This window comes from Kocuria arenosa (genome assembly GCF_042879215.1).
GTDB lineage: Bacteria > Actinomycetota > Actinomycetes > Actinomycetales > Micrococcaceae > Kocuria > Kocuria arenosa.
On record NZ_JBHZTA010000017.1, the window covers coordinates 1 to 14415 of the forward strand.

At 74.2% G+C, this 14415-nt stretch carries 16 protein-coding genes and 2 pseudogenes; 11 read left to right on the plus strand and 7 right to left on the minus strand.

The annotated features are described in order from the left end of the window. On the minus strand, positions 1-170 hold a 170-nt coding region (locus ACFYE3_RS17835), incomplete at its 3' end, for an SRPBCC family protein (protein WP_387611513.1). A gap of 211 nt (positions 171-381) precedes the next feature. Here ACFYE3_RS17835 and ACFYE3_RS17840 point away from each other — a divergent pair. The 5 genes from ACFYE3_RS17840 to ACFYE3_RS17860 all read left to right on the plus strand — a co-directional run bounded on the left by ACFYE3_RS17840 (position 382) and on the right by ACFYE3_RS17860 (position 4042). Continuing rightward, positions 382-939, plus strand: coding sequence for a hypothetical protein (locus ACFYE3_RS17840; protein ID WP_387611445.1), 558 nt, complete (start codon positions 382-384; stop codon positions 937-939). Between the two features lie 10 nt (positions 940-949). Then, the gene (locus ACFYE3_RS17845) at positions 950-2182 is read left to right on the plus strand and encodes a sensor histidine kinase (RefSeq protein ID WP_387611448.1); all 1233 of its coding nucleotides are present in this window, start codon (positions 950-952) and stop codon (positions 2180-2182) included. Further along, a complete protein-coding gene (locus ACFYE3_RS17850) occupies positions 2179-2883 on the plus strand; it encodes a response regulator (RefSeq protein WP_387611451.1) in 705 nt (234 codons plus the stop codon). The genes ACFYE3_RS17845 and ACFYE3_RS17850 overlap by 4 nt, the downstream gene beginning before the upstream one ends. A 168-nt stretch (positions 2884-3051) precedes the next feature. Then, positions 3052-3594, plus strand: a complete 543-nt coding sequence (locus tag ACFYE3_RS17855) for a hypothetical protein (protein WP_387611454.1) — start codon at positions 3052-3054, stop codon at positions 3592-3594. Positions 3595-3718: 124 nt separating this feature from the next. Further along, positions 3719-4042 (plus strand): hypothetical protein, encoded by a 324-nt coding sequence (locus tag ACFYE3_RS17860; protein ID WP_368833253.1) that lies wholly within the window; start codon positions 3719-3721, stop codon positions 4040-4042. Here ACFYE3_RS17860 and ACFYE3_RS17865 read toward each other — a convergent pair. The 5 genes and pseudogenes from ACFYE3_RS17865 to ACFYE3_RS17885 form a co-directional block, all read right to left on the minus strand. Beyond that, on the minus strand, positions 4017-4550 hold the full coding sequence (locus ACFYE3_RS17865) for an Lrp/AsnC family transcriptional regulator (protein ID WP_387611516.1): 534 nt from the start codon (positions 4548-4550) through the stop codon (positions 4017-4019). The two genes, ACFYE3_RS17860 and ACFYE3_RS17865, sit on opposite strands and share 26 nt — an antisense overlap. 101 nt (positions 4551-4651) lie before the next feature. Further along, positions 4652-5554 (minus strand): annotated as a pseudogene (locus tag ACFYE3_RS17870) (permease prefix domain 1-containing protein); the annotation flags it as partial. A gap of 43 nt (positions 5555-5597) precedes the next feature. Then, positions 5598-5962, minus strand: a pseudogene (locus ACFYE3_RS17875) (PadR family transcriptional regulator). Positions 5963-6102: 140 nt separating this feature from the next. Next, complete coding sequence (locus ACFYE3_RS17880) at positions 6103-6894, minus strand: nitroreductase family protein (RefSeq protein ID WP_387611457.1); 792 nt, start codon at positions 6892-6894, stop codon at positions 6103-6105. A 39-nt stretch (positions 6895-6933) separates the two neighbouring features. After that, positions 6934-7320, minus strand: coding sequence for a hypothetical protein (locus tag ACFYE3_RS17885; protein ID WP_387611460.1), 387 nt, complete (start codon positions 7318-7320; stop codon positions 6934-6936). A 129-nt stretch (positions 7321-7449) separates the two neighbouring features. Between ACFYE3_RS17885 and ACFYE3_RS17890 the strand changes: the two genes are divergently transcribed. From ACFYE3_RS17890 to ACFYE3_RS17900, 3 genes are all read left to right on the plus strand, one after another. Further along, positions 7450-8217: a methyltransferase domain-containing protein gene (locus ACFYE3_RS17890; RefSeq protein ID WP_387611463.1), complete on the plus strand. Its 768-nt coding sequence runs from the start codon at positions 7450-7452 to the stop codon at positions 8215-8217. Positions 8218-8515: 298 nt separating this feature from the next. After that, positions 8516-9925 (plus strand): MBL fold metallo-hydrolase, encoded by a 1410-nt coding sequence (locus ACFYE3_RS17895; protein ID WP_387611466.1) that lies wholly within the window; start codon positions 8516-8518, stop codon positions 9923-9925. A 417-nt stretch (positions 9926-10342) separates the two neighbouring features. Then, positions 10343-11173: a hypothetical protein gene (locus tag ACFYE3_RS17900; RefSeq protein ID WP_387611469.1), complete on the plus strand. Its 831-nt coding sequence runs from the start codon at positions 10343-10345 to the stop codon at positions 11171-11173. Positions 11174-11238: 65 nt separating this feature from the next. Here ACFYE3_RS17900 and ACFYE3_RS17905 read toward each other — a convergent pair whose 3' ends face one another. Beyond that, positions 11239-12321: an FUSC family protein gene (locus tag ACFYE3_RS17905; RefSeq protein ID WP_387611472.1), complete on the minus strand. Its 1083-nt coding sequence runs from the start codon at positions 12319-12321 to the stop codon at positions 11239-11241. Positions 12322-12396: 75 nt separating this feature from the next. Here ACFYE3_RS17905 and ACFYE3_RS17910 point away from each other — a divergent pair, with 75 nt between their 5' ends. The 3 genes from ACFYE3_RS17910 (at position 12397) to ACFYE3_RS17920 (ending at position 14413) form a co-directional block, all read left to right on the plus strand. Further along, on the plus strand, positions 12397-12807 hold the full coding sequence (locus tag ACFYE3_RS17910; RefSeq protein WP_387611474.1) for a fluoride efflux transporter FluC: 411 nt from the start codon (positions 12397-12399) through the stop codon (positions 12805-12807). Next, complete coding sequence (locus ACFYE3_RS17915) at positions 12804-13175, plus strand: fluoride efflux transporter FluC (protein WP_387611477.1); 372 nt, start codon at positions 12804-12806, stop codon at positions 13173-13175. Before ACFYE3_RS17910 ends, ACFYE3_RS17915 begins: the two co-directional genes overlap by 4 nt. Positions 13176-13378: 203 nt before the next feature. After that, complete coding sequence (locus ACFYE3_RS17920) at positions 13379-14413, plus strand: MFS transporter (protein WP_387611519.1); 1035 nt, start codon at positions 13379-13381, stop codon at positions 14411-14413. Positions 14414-14415 lie beyond the last annotated feature (2 nt).

Genomic DNA, 14415 nt, shown 5'->3' on the forward strand with positions numbered 1-14415 from the left:
CGGCGCACACCACCGAGCTCGGCGACCCACTCGAGGCGGTCGTCGCCGAGCTGGGTCACGCTCTTCACGCCGTTCATGAAGTGCGGGAAGTCCTCGAACTGGGTCCACTGGTTGTACACCGTGCTCAGCGGCACGTCGACCACGACAGTCTTCTCGACCTTGGTGCTCATGGCATCTCCTTCGATCCGTCTCGACGATCAGGGCCGGCGAAAAGTCGCCAATTCGCCAGTGGGCTTACGGTACCGCCCGGAGGGCCGTGTGGCCAGGGCTCCGCGGCCCGGGTGGCCCCCGCGAGGCACCGGTCGGCGCGCCCGGCCGCCGACTATGGACTTGACGTGGGCGGACGGGGAGAATTGCCGCACGACCTGCGGGGGGCTCGACATGGCGAAACTCGAGACGGAATTCCGGACACTGGTGTCGGTCCAGGACGCGCGGGCACCTGATGCCATCGAGGGACACCTGGCGTGGGGACGCCTGGTGGACAGCGACTACGTGCTGGTGCACGGCCCGCCGGACTGGCTGGGACGGGACGTCGACCCCGAGGTGCTGATCGCCCGGGTCGCGGCGGGGCGCACGGACGAGGTCGAGCGGATCAGGATCGCCCGGATACAGCTGCACGGCGTCCTGCACGACCCGGCGTCCGAGATGACGGGCATCCGGCTCGACCGCCAGTCCGGGTGCCCGGCACAGGGCCCGCCGGACGGCGCGGGCTCCGACCGCCGGCTCGCCACGGGCGCCGAACTGTGCTCGGCCGTGGAGACGGCGCTGGGCCCCGCACCCGCCGAGGAGGCCCCGGACTGCACCGAGGACGCCCTGCGCCCCGTGGTGGCGTGGGAGGAGATCCGGCGGCACTCGATCGTCGAGGACTGCCGCCTGCCCGCTCCTCCCGTCGAGCGGATGTGGATCTGCACCGTCTTCGGCAGGTCGGTGTGCAGCTGAGCGGCAGCCGATGAGATTCCGGTGGCACCCGTCGCGCCTGGCCCTGGACCTCGTCGCGGTGCCGGTGCTGTGGGGCATCGAGCTCCAGATCACGTGGGACCGCACGGCAGAGCCGGACGCGGTCGCCACCTGGGTCGTCGTGCTCTCGGCGGCGCTGCTGTACCTGCCCCTGTTCTGGCGCCGGCGGTGGCCCCTGGCGGTGCTGACCCTGGTGGCCCTGGGCGCCGCGGCCGTCGCGCTGCTCGGATTCGGGTTCCACCCCATCTTCTGCGTCTGGCTGGCCCTCTTCGCGGCGGCCGCGCACGGCTCGGACCGGAAGGCGCTCCTCGGCCTGGCGCTGGCGTTCCTGCCGGTCGCCACCAGCGTGCACGCCACAGTCCAGGACACTCCCGACCCGTCGATGCGGGTCGCCGCGTTCGTCGTCGCCGCACTGTTCCTCACCGTGGCCCACGCGGTCGTCTTCGGCGTGGGCCGGTGGGTCCGCTGGAGCGTGGTCCAGCGCGCGCTCGTGGCCCGGCTGGCGGCCGCCCGGGCCGAGGCCGAGGAGCGCCAGCGCATCGCCCGGGAGCTGCACGACGTCGTGGCCCACGCGGTGAGCCTCATGGTGCTCCAGGCCGCGGGGGCCGAGCGTGTCATGGACAGGGACCCGGAGCGGGCCCGGACGGCGCTGCGACAGGTCGACGAGCTCGGCGAGCAGGCCGTCACGGAGCTGCGGCGCATGCTGGGCCTGCTCTCCCCGGCGCCGTCGGCACCGGCGCAGGCCGCGCAGCAGCCCGTGGGCCTGCAGCACCTGGACCGCCTGCTCGACCGCCTGCGCGCGGCCGGCCGGGACGTGGAGCTCTGCGTGGCGGGCGAGCCCGGGGTCCTGGAGCCGGCCGTGGACGAGGCCGCGTACCGCATCGCCCAGGAGGCCCTCACCAACGCCGTCAAGCACGCCGCCACGGACCGCCCGGTCCGGGTCGCCCTCGCCTGGGGCCCCGGGGACGTCGAGCTCTCGGTCCGCACGGACGGCGCCGGGGCCCGTGGCCGCCTCTCCGCCCGGCTGTCGACCGGTCACGGGGTGCGAGGGATGGCGGAGCGGGCCCGGGCGGTGGGCGGCGAGGCGACGGCCGGTCCCGATCCGCACGGGGGGTACCTGGTGTCCGCGCGGCTGCCCGCCCACCCGGCCGACCCCTACGACGCCGCGGCGGAGGACGCCGCGACGACCACGGCGGCCGGCGGCCGCGGGGAGGGCACCGGATGACACGGGGCACGGAGCCGGCACCCGTCCGGGTGCTCCTGGTGGACGACGAGGCGATGGTGCGCTCCGGGCTGGCCATGCTCCTCACGGCCGAGCCGGACCTGACCGTGGTCGGGGAGGCCACCGACGGCGCGGCGGCCGTCGAGGAGACCGCGCGCCTGCAGCCGGACGTGGTGGTCATGGACGTGCGCATGCCCGGCACGGACGGCGTGGCCGCCACCCGGGTGCTCACGTCCGACGCGTTCCTGGACCGGGTGCCGAACGTCGCCGCCGTCCTGATGCTCACGACCTTCGACGAGGACGCCGCCGTCCACGCCGCCCTGCGGGCGGGCGCCTCCGGCTTCATCCTCAAGAGCTCCGCGCCGAAGGTCCTGGCGGACGCCGTCCGCTCCCTCGCCCGCGGCGGGGGCTGGCTGGACCCGGACGTGACCCGCCGGCTCCTGACCGAGTTCAGCCGGCACCCCGACCCGTCCGTCCCTCCGCCCGAGCAGCTGCAGCAGCTGACCCGGCGGGAGCGCGAGGTCCTGGTCGCCGTCGCCCACGGCCTGACCAACACGGAGATCGCCCGGCGCCTGTTCCTCAGCGAGGCGACCGTGAAGACCCACGTCCACCGGATCTTCCTGAAGCTGGGCGTCAGCGAGCGCGCCCAGGCGGTCACGGCCGCGTTCAAGAGCGGGCTCGTCAAGCCCACGGACCGATTCTGACCCCCTGCGCGTACCACCCCGGTTGTACGCCGCAGTTCAACTCCGGGGTGGACGCCGGGGGGTGCCCCCGACTGCGACTCTTGTCCTGTCGGTTCGAGAGGTTCCCCTCCGGACCCCGGGAAGGAACCGCCGGCACCCACGAAATCTCTCTTCCGCAGGAGATCCGCCATGTCCATCGAAACCACCCCGTCCGCAGCCCCGCAGCCGGCCGGCGCCCGCCGCCACGCCCGCAAGGCGGTGCTCTCCCTGGCCTCCCTGACCCTGGCCGCAGGCGCCCTCCCCCTGCTGGGCGCCCCGGCCCAGGCCGCCGCGGTGCCTGCCGCCTCGACGCAGTCCTCGGTGCTCGAGACGGCGTCGCACAAGCCGCACCAGAAGCACTGCTCGGTCGACGCCCACAAGCCCTCCTGGAAGTGGCACCACGGGAAGAAGGTCGTCAAGTACCCGTTCCACGTGAAGTGCCACATGGACTACAAGGTGGAGGTCAAGCAGCACTACTACGCGGTGGACAAGCACGGCAAGCACCACGACATCGGTGATGACCACTACAAGCACTACTTCCATGGCAACTCCTGGGGCGGCGGGCACTACAAGCACCTTGACCACCACGACGCCAAGAAGGTCTACCACGTGGTCGAGTACCGCTACCACGACGGCAAGCACTGGTCCGGCTGGCACAAGGACACCAGCCACTGGACCGGCCTCGACCACTGACCGGACGGCACCCGGGGCAGCCGGGCACCAGCCTCCCCCGGCTCCCACTCCACCCGACGTCCCCGAGGCCGCCCCCCGGCGCTCCGCGCAGGGGGACGGCCTCCCCACACCACAAGAGCCGATCATGGACCTCACCCATCAGCACCCCGCCACCAGGGCCTGGGACCTCGCCCCCGGCGACACGTTCCACGGGCGCACCATCACGGCCGTCCGCGGCGTGGTGGGGCTCGCCCTCAGCCCGGTGGCCGTCATCTCCTTCACGGAGGACTGCCGGGAGCACCGCGCCCAGGCCCGGATCGGGGCCGCCCACTGCGAGACGCACCAGTACTACGACGAGATCATGCTCAGCGCCCGCGCGTGGGTCCGCACCCACGGCCTGCACGAGGGCGACGCCGTGGACCTGGGCCGGCTGCGGGCCGAGGTCATGGGCGCGGCCGCCCGGAACTGACCCCTCCCCCGGTCCTCCCCGGCGCCTCGTCCCCCGCGAGCAGCGGTGCGACCCGATAGGGAATGACGGTGCGCAGGAACATGCTCGTGGAGGTCCGCAGGATGCCGGGGCACAGCCGGATCTCCTCGGAGACCCGGTAGAGGTCCTCCGGGTCCTCGGCCACCACCCGGCACAGCAGATCCGTCTGCCCCGCCGGGGCGAACACCTCGATGACCTGTGGAATCGCCTGCAGCCCGGCGATCGCCTCGTCGAGCTGGTGCTGGTCGAGCTCCACGGCCACGCTCGCGGCGAGGCCGTAGCCGAGCGCCGCGGGCGTCACCCGGGTGCTGTGCGGGCGCAGCGCGGGGCTCGCGCGGTAGCGCTCGAGCCGCGCGTGGATCGTCCCGCGCGCCAGGCCCGTGCGCTGGGCCAGGGCCAGCACCGTCATCCGCGGGTCCTCGTCCAGCGCCGCCAGGATCTTCCGGTCCGTCGCGTCCAGCGGACCCGTGCCGGCCCCGCCGTTCGTCATGCTGACCACAGCACCCCCTCTTCGCCGTCCCGATCTGATCGATCTGATCAGTTCCAGAGTAGACGTTTGCGCACGGTGCCGACCACGGTGTCAACTGATGGTCACACGGTGCGCCGCCTCACCCGGTTGGGCGCATCCCGGCCGACGCCGGTCGCCCACGAAGCGCCCCGCGTCCCGCGCCGCTCGGCACCCCGCAGCGGCAGAGGCCCTCTTCCGGCCCGCGGGAGCTCCTCGGAGCTCCCGCGGGCCGAGTGCTGTCCCCCGACAGCGGCGGCGGAAGAAGCGCAGCAGCTCCCACCCCCAGGCGAACAGCAGCAGCCCCAGGTAGAGCGGCACCCACGGCGTCCACACGGCGGGGTCGAGCAGGGGCTCGCCGGCGAGCGGGCCCTCGCGGAACAGCGGCCGCGAGAGCAGGAACGGCGCGGCGAAGGCCAGGCCCAGGGCGATGCCGGCCCAGACCGGCTCCCCCACGGTCGGGTCCCGCTCGGGACGCGGCGGCGGCAGCTGCTCGACCGTCCAGCACGGGCCTCCTCCACCGCCGCCCCGGTCTCGCCCCGGGCGCCGCGCCGCACCGCCTCCGCGATCGCCGTGCGCTCCACCACGGCGTAGACGACGACGGCGATGCCCGCCCCCGTGAGCGCCCCCTGGATCGCGGCACCGACCGCGAGCGAGAGCACGAGGTGCGTGACCAGGTCCTCGCGCCCCGCCTCCCCGAAGAGCCGGCCGATCAGGGTGAGCCCGCCGAAGAGACCGGCCAGGACGGGCACCAGGATCTTCAGCAGCTCGAGGAAGTCGTGGTAGTGCGCGGGCCCGATCAGGGGCCGCGGGCCGGGGCCGCAGTCCCCGGCCAGCAGCGCCGGGTCGCCGAGCTCCTCGAGGGCGCGGCGCTCCGCCTCGGCCGGCGGGATCCCCTGCGCCACACCGTCGTCGACCATGTCGGCGACGGTGCCCCGCAGCTCCCGGGACACGTCCTCGCGGGCTCTGGGCGGAAGGCGCCGGGCGACCTCGTGGAGATAGCCCTCGGTGCGGTGCTGGCGGACATGGCGATCAGTCCTCGGGAGACGTGGGGCGGGCCAGGGCGGACAGGGCGGCGTGCAGCCGGAGCCGCTCGGCCTCGAGGGCGTCCCGGACGCGGACCCCGGGCCCGGTGGTCCGGTGGTCCGGTAGAACTTGCGGGGCCGGGACTCGTCGGTGTTCCAGTCGCTCTCGAGCAGGCCCTGGGCCTCGAGGCGGCGCAGGAGCGGGTAGAGCGTGTTGGCCTCGACGTCGAGCCCCGCGTCGCCGAGGGTCCGGAGCAGGGCGTAGCCGTAGCGGGGCTCGTCCAGGACGAGCAGGCAGGCCAGGACCACCGTGCCACGGCGCAGCTCCTGGAAGTGGGACGCGACGATCTCGTCGACCGGTTCAGCTGCCATGGCTGCACATCAGTGTGTGTCACACACTCTTGGAAGGACTCCCTGCCCGCCCAGCCGACGTCACCGGTCCTGCCCGGGATCCCGGCAGACATCCGTCGCTCTCGGGCAGGACCGGTGAGCTCGGCGGGAACGGGGGGCGCTCAGTCGTCCCAGCCCTCCTGCGGCGTGGCGCAGGACTCCCGGAAGACGTACTGGGAGATCCGGCGCCGCTCCCGGCTGGACCAGTCGATGGCCGGGCGGCGGTGCTGCTCCGGGACGTAGCCCAGACGGTAGACGGCCATGAGCTCGAGGTCGTCGGGCACGTCCAGGAGGTCCACGACCTCGGCCCACCGGGCGGGGGCCTCCATGGGGAAGGAGATGAACTGGATGCCCATGCCGAGCTCCACGGTGGTCAGCCAGAGGTTCTCCATGGCCGCACCCATCGAGAACAGCGAGTAGAACCCCGAGAGCTCCCCGGGCCGGTACTCGCGGCGGTCGAGCATCACGCCGAGCAGCAGGGGGGACCCGGTGACGAGCTTGTGGTTCTCCGCACCGAGGGTCTGGGGCACCCGCAGCCGGTTCATCATCGCCTGCCCGCCCGGGGTGAACGCCTTCCTGGTGAAGGGGCGCAGCACCGTGGGCAGCTTGTCGAAGAGCATCCCGAAGCGCTGCTCCTCCATCTCCTGCTTGCTGAAGCGGAAGTAGCGCTTGTACCGGTCGAAGAAGGTCCCCTCGGCCATCACCTGCGTCATCGAGTCGGCACTGATCCGGGCGATCCGGTCGATGGTCCCCCGGTCCTCGATCAGCACGAAGCGCCACGGCTGGCTGTTGAACTGGGAGGGCGCGGCCGCGGCCGTGCGCAGCAGCAGCTTCTGGTGCTCCGGGGACACCCGGTCCGACAGGAACGGGCCGTTGGTGGTGCGGCGGTTGAAGACGACGTCGAGGAACTCCATGTGCTCTCCGGTCAGGTCGGGCGGGTCAGGTCGGGCGGATCAGCCCGCACGGGCGGCGCGGGCTCGGAACAGGGCGGTGGCGTAGAACGGCGCCGCGGACAGCGCCGCGAGCGCGTGGCGGCGCGGGTGCCCCTGGGCGGGCGTGCCGACGTGCGGCAGGGCGGCCAGGGGCAGCAGCGCCGGCGCCAGGGCCCGGCCCGCCGCGCGCCCGGCGGCCGAGGACGAGCCGGCGGCGAGGACCGCGGCCAGCGCCGTCGTCGTGGTGGTGGTGATGTAGAGGGCGTGGTGGACCCAGCGGAACCGGCCCGTGTGCACGAGCCCCGCACCCACGGACGCCCCGAGGGCGGCGTTGGCCGCCCAGCACACGCTCGCGAGGCCGATCCACGGGCCGGGCCGCGAGCCCACGGCGCGCACGGTGTGTCCCACGCGGTCCCCTCCTGCCGTCCGGTCCTGCCCGGCACCGGCCGGGAGCCCCAGTCTAGTGACGGCACCGGGCGCCGTTCCCGGCCCGCCGTGCTCCTTGGCGGATCGTGTCGGCCCACGGAGAATGGGCAGATGCCCTCCGTCCTGCCGCACGCCCGGCCCGACCTCTCCCGGCGGGACGCCGAGCTGCGCGAGCTCATGGACGACCCCTCCTGCGACCTCGCCGCGCTGCAGCGCACCTACGCGCGCTTCGACCTCGTCAACTCCCTGGTCGCCGGGTGGTGCGCGACCTACCGGCGCAGGATCCGCCCCCTCGCCGAGCCCGGCCGGCCGCTCACCCTCCTGGACGTCGGCTCCGGCGGCGGGGACGTCGCCCGCGCCCTGGCCCGGTGGGCGCAGCGGGACGGGATCGACCTGCGGATCACCGGCATCGACCCGGACGCCCGCGCCCACGACTGGGCCTCGGCACGGACCACCCGCTGGTCGACCCGGCACCCGCGGGCGGCGCCGCCGGTCTTTCGGCGGGTCACCAGCCGGGATCTGGTCGCGGCCGGCGAGACGTTCGACGTCGTGGTCTCCAACCACCTGCTCCACCACCTGGACCCCGGGCCCGTGCGGGACCTCGCAGCGGACTCGGAGCGACTGGCCGGCCGGCTCGTGGTGCACAACGACCTCGTGCGCAGCCCGGCGGCCTACCGCCTGTACTCGGTGGGCGTGCTGCCCCTGGCCCCGGGGTCCTTCCTGCGCACCGACGGGCTGCGGTCCCTGCGCCGCGCCTATCTGCCCCACGAGCTGCGCGAGCTGGCCGGCCCGGGCTGGGAGGTCGGCCCCGGTTCGTTCGGGCACCAGCAGCTGGTCCAGGACCGTTCACTCCCGGTTCGCACGCAGCCTCCACGCTGAGGCCGGCACCGGCACGACGGGTCCGGCACCGGCCGGGCCGGGAAATCGGCACCGGTGAGGATCGCGATCCTCGGTGGCGACGGCTTCCGCGGCCGGCCGCGACCGAGTGCCTCGTGGCGTCCTGCGAGCAGGCGGCCGACCGGCGCCGGAGCCGCCGGGAACGGTCCCGGCGCCCCACCGGACGGATACCCCTGGGGGTACTTGAACTATACCCCCAGGGGTATTACCGTTGTGCTCAGGACGACGCGGGGGACCCTCCGGGGCACGCGTCACCAGCCACCGGACGAAGGAGAGATTCATGCTGATCGAGCGCATCTACGACGAGGACCTCGCCCAGGCCAGCTACGTGATCGGCTGCCAGGCCACCGGCCAGGCGCTGGTGGTCGACCCCCGCCGCGACATCGACGTCTACCTCCAGGTGGCGGCGAAGAACGGCATGGAGATCACCGCGGTCACCGAGACCCACATCCACGCCGACTACCTCTCCGGCACCCGCGAGCTGGCCGCGGCCACCGGGGCGGGCATCCACGTCTCCGGTGAGGGCGGGGAGGACTGGCAGTACGGGTTCGAGGCCGCCCGCCTGCACGACGGCGACGAGATCCGCATCGGCAACATCGTGGTGGCCGCTGTGCACACCCCGGGCCACACCCCCGAGCACCTGTCCCTCCTGGTCACCGACGGTGCCTTCGCCGACGCCCCGGGCTACCTGCTCACCGGCGACTTCGTGTTCTCCGGCGATCTGGGCCGCCCGGACCTGCTGGACGAGGCCGCCGGCGGGGTGGACACCCGCTTCGTCGGCGCGAAGCAGATGTTCACCAGCCTCAAGGAGAAGTTCCTGACCCTGCCCGACCACGTCCAGGTCTTCCCCGGCCACGGGGCCGGCTCGGCCTGCGGCAAGGCCCTGGACGCGATCCCGTCCACCACGGTGGGCTACGAGCGCCTCTACGCCTGGTGGGGCCCCCACCTGGCGGCCGACGACGAGGCCGGCTTCGTCGCCGAGCTGCTCGACGGCCAGCCCGACGCCCCGTTCTACTTCGGGCGGATGAAGAACCAGAACCGCCGGGGCCCGGCCGTGATGGGCGAGCGGGCCCCGCTGCCCGAGCTCGACGCGCAGCAGGTCGCGCAGCGCCTGGCGGCCGGCGAGGTGACCTTCGTGGACACCCGCTCCGCGGACGAGGTGCACACCGGGACCGTGACCGGGGCACTGAACATCCCGGCCGGCAGGTCGATCGCGACCTTCGGCGCCTGGGCCGTGGACCCCGAGACCGACGAGCGGCCGCTCGTGCTGCTGGCCCCCGGCCAGGAGGAGGCCCAGGAGTTCTGGGACCACCTGGTGCGCGTGGGCATCGACGCCGTGGCCGGCTACGTCACCGGGGTCGAGGGCCTGCCGCAGTCCGCTCCGCAGCTGGTTGCCCCCGAGGAGGTCGAGGGCTTCGACAAGGCCCTGCTGCTGGACGTGCGCGCCGTCAGCGAGCACACCGCGGGCCACGTCCCCGGCTCCACCCAGCTGCACGGCGGCCGCGTCCTGTGGAACCCGGACCGGCTCCCGGAGCAGGGCACGATCGTGACCTACTGCCAGAGCGGGCTGCGCAGCTCGGTCGTGGCCTCGACCCTGCGCCACGCCGGCTACGACGTCGCGGAGCTCGAGGGCTCCTACGCCGCCTGGTCCGCCCGGCAGAGGACCCTGGAGTCCACCTCCCCCCGCTGACCCGCGCTCCGCTCCGGCGGAGGAGCCACTCCCGACGCCGCGTCCCCCGGTGCCACCGCACCCGGGGACGCGGCGTCCTGCGCGCCCGGTCGCCGTCCTGCGCGCACAGGACGCCGACCGGGCGTCGGTCCGCCGCCGCGGCACGGCGGCCGGTGGCCCGGCCCGCTCCTCACCCCACCAGGCGTGTTCACTATTGCCAATACGGGCTACCGGCAAGTATTTTGACGGCACAGCAGTCCGGCGGACGTGCTCCGGATCTCCGCGAGTTCCACGGTGCACGCCCCACGACCAGCAGCACGGCATTTCCTGTCGCCCCCGCCACCGCGCGCGGACCGGCGACGCGGGGGGAGGTCATGCCGCGCGCTGCCGGCCGCGGGGTGACCCCGGGGCGACGACCGAGCACGGGAGACACAGGACATGACTGCTGGAAAGACATGGGCGGCCACGGGCGCCACCGCCGCGATGCTGGCCGGAGGCCTCTTCCTCGGGGCTCCGGCGGCCGTCGCGGCCCCCGGGGACCCCGCCTGCCTCCAGGCCACGGCGCAGCTGGACGCAGCACTGGCCGGGGCCGGCCTCACCCCCGCATCGCTCGGGGCGCTCGACGTGTCGGCCGAGGCCGTGGCCGCCGCCGAGGCGCAGTACGCCGCGCTCGTCGAGGGCGCCGGCGGGCCGAGCCTGCAGGAGCTGGAGGCCGCCGCGGCCGCACTGATGGCGGCGCAGGAGTCCGGTGACCCGGAGGCCGTCGCCCAGGCCGAGGCCCGCCTCGTCGAGCTCGACCAGCAGCTCACCGCCGCGCTCGGCACGCTCGACCCGGCCGTGGCCGAGCAGGCCCTCGCCGACGCCGCCGTGACGTTCGAGGCGCTCCTGGCCGAGCTGGCCCTCGACGAGGCCACGTTCAACCAGCTCCTCGTGCTCCTCGAGCAGGCCGTCATGGCCTGCGAGGGGCCCGCCGCCCCGGCCCCCGTGGTGGTCCCGGAGGTCGCGGCGCCGGTGCTCCCCGCGCCGGTCGAGGCCGTCCCCGTGGAGGCCGTCCCGGTGGAGGCTGCCCCGGCGCCTGTCGTGGCGGCACCCGTCCAGGCGCCCGCCGAGGCCGTGCCCGCGGCCGTCAACCCGGGCCTCAACATGCAGACGGCCGCCGCGGAGCCGGAGCAGCGGCCCGCCACCGGCCTGCTCGCCGGTCTGCTCGCCGCAGGGACCGCCGCGGGCGCGGCGGGCGCGATGCACCTGCGGCGGCGCAGCCGGGCCTGAGCCGCCCGCCGTCCCGGAGCCCGTGGGGCTGCCGGGACGGCGCCGCCTCCGGCCGGGCGACGGCCTCAGCCCCGGGTCACGGCGCTGCTGCCGGCCGTCGGGGCGGTCGGCGGGTCCAGGACCGCCACGAGCCGGGCGAGGTCCTGGGCCGCGGCCAGGACGAGCCGGTCCTCCGCCCGGGACGGGTCGGTGAGGTCGGCGTGGAGCCGTCCCACGAGGGAACGGACCCGCTCCACGGCCTCCTCGGGGTCCTCGCCGTCCGACCAGGCGCGCACCCCGTCGGCGGCGGACTGTGCCGCCTCGGCGAGCCGGGTGCTCAGGGCCGCGGGCACCAGCCAGTCGTGCTGCTCGTGGTCGTAGAGCTCCCGCAGCGCGTCCGTGAACCCCCGGAGGTGGAAGACCACGTTCTCGAGCTTCAGCAGGGAGTCGTAGCCGGGGTCCCCCGGGTCCGTGGTGCGGTGTCGTCGCCGCCGGAGCACCATCCGGGGGTTGCCGCGGGCGCTGCGCGCCGACTCGTCGACCGCCTCGCGCACCTCGCTCGTGATCCGCACCAGGGCGTGGTTGCGCCGGCGCCAGTCCCGTCCCCCGGTGGTCCCGGGTTCCGCGAGCTCCGCGGCGACGTCTTCGAGATAGTCGACGACGACGCGCTGCAGCCGGTCGAGCTGCAGGCGGGCGGTGCGGAAGTCCAGCGGCGGGAAGACCGTCACGTTGACGATCAGCCCGATCGCCACGCCCACCGACATTTGCACGAGGAAGCCCGCCGAGAAGCCCTCGGCGTCCTGGCCGCCGACGATGAGGACGAACAGGGCGCCGACCGGGACGTACTCCGCACCCGCCCCGAGCCGGCGGATGCCCGCCAGGAGGACGCCCACGCCGACCGCCGCGGCGACCGTCATCAGGTTGGGCTCGCCGACCAGCAGGACCCCGGCCGCCAGCAGGATGCCCAGGGCGATGCCGGCCACCGTCTGCAGTCCGGCGCGCACGGAGCCCAGCACGGTCGGATACATCGCGGAGATGGCACCCAGCGGCGCGTAGTAGGGATACTCGTCGAGCACCCCGGGCATCCGCTGGGCCACCGCCCAGGACACGGCCACGGCGAGCGAGGTCTTGAGGGCCAGGAGGATCCGGGCGCCGCGTATCGTCTGCACCCGGACATCCTACGGACCGGCCGGTAGGATCGAGCCGCCGACCGCTCCCCCGGGAGCCCGTCCCGAGGGAGCCCCGTGAGCCGACCGCCGCACCGGCGCCTGCTGCTGGTCCTCGCCGTGGGGGTGGGCGGGGCGCTGGGCACCGGGGCCCGCCACGGACTCGCCCTGCTGCTGCCGACGGTGGCCGGCTGGCCCCTGGCCACCCTGACGGCGAACCTGCTCGGGTCGTTCCTGCTCGGGATGCTCCTGGAGTCCCTCGTGCGGCGCGGCGCGGAGACCCCCCGCGGGATGCTGCTGCGCCTCGGCGGGGGCACCGGGGCGCTGGGCGGGTTCACGACGTTCTCGTCGCTCGCCCTCGAGGCCGAGCGGCTGCTGGCCGGAGGGGCCGCGGGACAGGCGCTGGCCTACGTGGGGATCTCGCTGGTCTGCGGGTTCCTGGCCTGCCTCGCGGGCACCGTCCTCGCGCCCCGGGTCCGGCGCGCGTGACCGCCCTGCTGATCTGCCTCCTCGGCGGGCTCGGGGCGATGGCCCGGTTCACGGTGGAGGGGACCGTGCGGCAGCGGTGGGGGACGTCCTTCCCCGCCGGCACCGTGGTCGTCAACGTGAGCGGCTCGTTCCTGGCCGGGCTCCTGTCCGGCGCCGCGCTGGCCGGGTCGCTGGGCGGTCCCGCCGCGGCGGCCGCCGTGGTCGGCTTCTGCGGCGGGTACACCACCTTCTCCGCCGCGATGGCCGACACCGTGCGGCTGGCCCGGGATGGGCAGGCGCTCCGGGCGGTGCTCAACGCCGCGGGCACCGGCGCGCTGACCGTGCTCGCGGTGCTCGCCGGGCTGGCCGCGGCCGCGCCTCTGTGCTGAGCGACACCTCCACGACATCTCGCGACAGCTCTGGTGATCCGCGTCACTCCATGGAATAGTGCGTATTCACTATTAGTAGTTCCGCTGATAGCCCGGCACTTCCGGCCACCACCGGCCCCGCACCCACCGGAGACCACGATGTCCATCGGAAACCACAACGTCCTCGCCCCGCGCACGCGCGGGCAGCGGCCCACCGGCCTCGCCTGCGGGCAGAGGCCGACCGCACCACCTCCCGGTTCGGGCGCCGCCGGCCCTGGATCGTCGGTGGCTCGCTGGTCATGGCCGTCGCCCTGTTCGGCATCAGCCGGGCCACCAGTGCCGGGATGCTGATGGCCGGGTGGTTCGTGGCCCAGCTCGGCGCCAACGCGGCGTTCAGCCCGTTCATCGCCACCCTGGCCGACCAGCTGCCGGAGAAGCAGTGCGGGCGGGTCTCGGCCACCGTGGGGATCATGCAGAACGTGGGCGTGCTCGTGGCCTCCTGGTTCGCCACGCTGTTCACCACGAACATGCTGCTGCTGTTCATGGTCCCCGCCCTCGTGGGCGTGGCGGGCCTGGTCCTCTACGCCGTGGTCCTGCCGGACCCCGTGCTGCAGCAGAAGCCGCCGCGGCTGACCGCCAGGGAGGTCCTGGGCTCCTTCTGGACGAACCCCTTCATGCACCGCGACTTCGGCTTCGCGTGGTGGTCACGGTTCCTGATGATCCTGGCCGGCTTCATGTTCACCTCCTTCCGGCTGCCGTTCATCGTCGACCGGCTGGGCATCGACGAGGTGGGCGCGGCCGGCGTCGTCTTCCTGGGCGTGCTGGTCTACACGGTCGCCCTCGTGGCGGCCGGGTACCTCGCCGGGTGGCTCTCCGACCGCACCGGCCGCCGCAAGCTGCCCGTGGCGCTGGCCCCGGTCGTCTTCGCCGTGGGCACCTACCTGCTCATGCACGTCGAGACGGTCGGCCAGTTCTACCTGGTCGAGGCCCTGCTGGGGGTCGCCTACGGCATCTACTTCGCCGTGGACATGGCTCTCGTGCTCCAGGTCCTCCCCCACCCCGAGGACTCCGGCAAGGACCTGGGCGTGTTCAACATGGCCAACGCCATGCCCCAGTCCCTGGCGCCCTTCGCCGGCGCCTGGCTCCTGACCGTCGGCGTCGCCGCCGGCGCCCCCAACTACGGCCTGCTCCTGGGCGCCGCCGCGGCTGCGGCCCTCGCCGGCGCCCTCGTCGTCCTCCCCATCAAGAAAGCGAAGTGATC

Excerpts from the sequence above, each read along its gene's own strand:
- ACFYE3_RS17840 (WP_387611445.1), top strand. The coding sequence starts at position 382 with ATGGCGAAACTCGAGACGGAATTCCGGACACTGGTGTCGGTCCAGGAC.
- ACFYE3_RS17845 (WP_387611448.1), top strand. The coding sequence starts at position 950 with ATGAGATTCCGGTGGCACCCGTCGCGCCTGGCCCTGGACCTCGTCGCG.
- ACFYE3_RS17850 (WP_387611451.1), top strand. The coding sequence starts at position 2,179 with ATGACACGGGGCACGGAGCCGGCACCCGTCCGGGTGCTCCTGGTGGAC.
- ACFYE3_RS17855 (WP_387611454.1), top strand. The coding sequence starts at position 3,052 with ATGTCCATCGAAACCACCCCGTCCGCAGCCCCGCAGCCGGCCGGCGCC.
- ACFYE3_RS17860 (WP_368833253.1), top strand. The coding sequence starts at position 3,719 with ATGGACCTCACCCATCAGCACCCCGCCACCAGGGCCTGGGACCTCGCC.
- ACFYE3_RS17865 (WP_387611516.1), bottom strand. The coding sequence starts at position 4,550 with ATGACGAACGGCGGGGCCGGCACGGGTCCGCTGGACGCGACGGACCGG.
- ACFYE3_RS17880 (WP_387611457.1), bottom strand. The coding sequence starts at position 6,894 with ATGGAGTTCCTCGACGTCGTCTTCAACCGCCGCACCACCAACGGCCCG.
- ACFYE3_RS17890 (WP_387611463.1), top strand. The coding sequence starts at position 7,450 with ATGCCCTCCGTCCTGCCGCACGCCCGGCCCGACCTCTCCCGGCGGGAC.
- ACFYE3_RS17895 (WP_387611466.1), top strand. The coding sequence starts at position 8,516 with ATGCTGATCGAGCGCATCTACGACGAGGACCTCGCCCAGGCCAGCTAC.
- ACFYE3_RS17900 (WP_387611469.1), top strand. The coding sequence starts at position 10,343 with ATGACTGCTGGAAAGACATGGGCGGCCACGGGCGCCACCGCCGCGATG.